Here is a 2,790-nt window from a genome sequence, read left to right as displayed (position 1 = left end):
GTCAAAGCGGCATCGCAAGCCTACAAAACCTACTACCGCGCCGATGACAGCGATCCTGAATACTACCTCGTGGATCATTCTACCCAGACATACTTGATGTTCCCCGAATCCGGATTTGCCACGTTCTTTCGCCGCGACGATTCAGCCGAGCGTATCGCCGAAATCTCTGCCTGCTTTATTGATCAACTGGGCTAATTAAATCCACGCCATTTGATCTGGCGCAACAAACCCCGTTCTGCAATCTGGCAAATACGGGGTATGGAACAACTCGCAAACCTTCGCCGCCTCGGTCTTTTCGACGCCCGCGTGCCCCGCTACACCAGCTATCCCCCCGCGACTGCATTTAACACGCAAACGGGTCAGGAATTTCAAACACAATGCTTAAAGGCCTTGGACCCTGCGACGCCTGTATCCGTCTATGCCCATATTCCTTTTTGCGAACGCCTTTGCTGGTTCTGCGCTTGCCGCACGCAAGGGACAACGACGCTCAAACCGGTTGCGCATTATCTTGAGATTGTAAAACAAGAACTCGAACATCTGCGCGCAACTTTGCCCGAAGGTGTGCAAATGGGCCAATTGCATTGGGGTGGCGGTACGCCCACAATCCTGCCCGCTGATATGATCCGCACACTGGCGCAAGCGATCAAAGACGTCATTCCCCCCGCACCTGATTTCAGCTTTTCCGTCGAGATAGATCCAACCTTGGTTGATGACAGCAAAATCGCTGCATTGGCCGAAATGGGCATGACCCGCGCCAGTATAGGCATCCAAGATTTCGCCCCCGACGTCCAAGCAGCAATTGGTCGCGAACAAAGCTTTGAAGATACCAAGGCATGCGTCGACAGCCTGCGCCGCGCGGGGATTACATCGCTAAACGCCGATCTGGTTTATGGGTTGCCATACCAAGACACAGTCAAATTGGCCGACACGATTGAAAAGGTCCGCTTGCTAGACCCGGACCGCATTGCGCTGTTCGGGTATGCCCATGTGCCAACATTTTCAAAGCGGCAGAAACTGATCCCTGACGCATCTTTGCCCGGGGAAGAAGCGCGTTTTTTGCTCGCACAACAAGCCGCCCGCGCATTTAAGACTTACGGTTATGAGGCGATTGGCATCGACCACTTTGGCAAACCTGACGATGTCCTGACACTGGCCAGCAAAGCCGGTCACCTGCGCCGGAATTTCCAAGGGTATACTGACGATTCTTGCCCCAGCTTAATCGGTATTGGCGCGTCCTCGATTTCACAATTCGCCCAAGGCTACGTACAAAATGCATCCGCGACCGCAGCCTATATCGCGCGTGTCGAAGCAGGTGTTCTGTCAGGTTATCGCGGCTATCAAATGACTGCCCAAGACCGATTGCGCGCAACAGCAATCAATATGTTGATGTGTGATTTCGAGATTGATTTGGATGTTTTGGGCACGCATGCAGACGCGGCTGACCTTGCACCCATTCACGCGGGGATTGTCGCCGATTTCGCGGGCTGTGTTATCCAAAAGGGGTCGAAAATCACGATCACCCCTGAGGGTCGCCCCCTCACTCGGATCATCGCACAGCGGTATGACGGGTTCAGCGATATCGCGGCGCAGTATTCACAGGCGTCTTGATTTTCTGCCCGTTTGAGCCACGTTTCCACTCAGCACAAAAAAGGGCGCGGCCATGGACATCATCAACATCATCTTTGCGATCCTCAGCATCGGGCTTGGGTGCTTTGGCTGGCTGGCGCCGCGCTATACGCTTGGCGCGCTTGATCTAACGATGGGCGAAACCACAATGGGCGCATCTGAAATCCGCGCATCCGCAGGGGCTTTGTTTGTAGGCATGGGCGTCGGCGCACTATTTCTTGGTACACCAGAAGCTTATCTGATGCTGGGCTTTTGCTGGTGCGGCGCGGCGCTGGGACGCCTGACGTCGTTGGTGTTAGACGGTGGGTTCCAAAAGAAATGGATCTATTTCGTCGTCGAGGCTGGCGTCGGTATTCCGGCAATCTTGCTTAATCTCTAGATCGGGTCTTCGATTACTTCCAAACCATCGTCGGGAAACGGGCGTTGTAGTTTCAACGCCTCGTCAACTGGTGCAGTCAGCCAATGCGCTATCGCTTCTTGGCTGCGCAATACCACTGGCATGGCTTTGGGATGAATTGGACCAACGATGTTGTTTGGTTCAACGGTTAAAAACGCAAATAGGTCATTCGTCGTCTCACCTTCTTTGAGGGTCCGCACTGACGTCCATTCGGTCCAGATACCCGCAAAGAAAAGTGTCCGCTGCTCACCTGTTGGCCCGAACCAGACCGGTCCGGGTCGCCCACCGTCAACTTTGCCGAACTCTGAAAAACTCGTAAACGGCACGACACATCGATTGGCAGGCCCCAGCCACCGCCGCCAATGGGGCGACGCCGTGTTGCGCACGTTCGTCACACCTTTGTCTGTTTTCTTACCTTTGAGGACAAAAGCAGGCGATGGCATCCCCCAGCGCATCATCCGCAGCGCGCGGCCCTCTGGCTCTTGTGTGATCACAGGTGCTGGATAATCGGGATAGATCGCGGGCAAGCTTGGCAAGTTTCCCGTATCATCGCGCCAAAGTTTTACCAGATTGGTGATCGCCGCTTGGCTCGATGTCATGGAATAAAGATTGCACATTATCAGAAAATGACACGTGACCCGTGCGCAATCAATGCCGCAGACCCTTGCGTCGCCCCATCCAGTTGCCTATCTGTAAGGTGTCCTTCGGGACTATGGACATAAACGCGCTCGTAATAAGCGGATCGGACCCGGGGGCGGTACCCGGCG

General features: G+C 54.5%; 4 protein-coding genes and 1 other RNA gene. 4 read left to right on the top strand and 1 reads right to left on the bottom strand.

The window, feature by feature from the left end; all coding sequences use genetic code 11:
* From QZ197_RS15675 to QZ197_RS15665, 3 genes are all read left to right on the top strand, one after another.
* Positions 1-195: SCO family protein (locus QZ197_RS15675; protein ID WP_296433139.1), on the top strand; the 195-nt coding region annotated here is incomplete at its 5' end.
* A gap of 63 nt (positions 196-258) precedes the next feature.
* Positions 259-1,608, top strand: a complete 1,350-nt coding sequence (hemN, locus tag QZ197_RS15670; protein ID WP_296433138.1) for an oxygen-independent coproporphyrinogen III oxidase — start codon at positions 259-261, stop codon at positions 1,606-1,608.
* Positions 1,609-1,660: 52 nt separating this feature from the next.
* Positions 1,661-2,005 (top strand): DUF4345 family protein, encoded by a 345-nt coding sequence (locus QZ197_RS15665; RefSeq protein WP_296433137.1) that lies wholly within the window; start codon positions 1,661-1,663, stop codon positions 2,003-2,005.
* On the opposite strand, the gene QZ197_RS15660 is transcribed toward QZ197_RS15665, so the two are convergent.
* The gene (locus QZ197_RS15660; RefSeq protein WP_296433136.1) at positions 2,002-2,640 is read right to left on the bottom strand and encodes an SOS response-associated peptidase; all 639 of its coding nucleotides are present in this window, start codon (positions 2,638-2,640) and stop codon (positions 2,002-2,004) included. The genes QZ197_RS15665 and QZ197_RS15660 overlap by 4 nt on opposite strands.
* Positions 2,641-2,683: 43 nt before the next feature.
* Between QZ197_RS15660 and ssrA the strand changes: the two genes are divergently transcribed.
* Positions 2,684-2,790, top strand: a transfer-messenger RNA (tmRNA) gene (gene ssrA, locus QZ197_RS15655); the annotation flags it as partial.

Source organism: Yoonia sp., assembly GCF_017854415.1.
Taxonomy (GTDB): Bacteria; Pseudomonadota; Alphaproteobacteria; order Rhodobacterales; family Rhodobacteraceae; genus Yoonia.
This window is presented reverse-complemented; position numbering and strand designations above follow the sequence as displayed.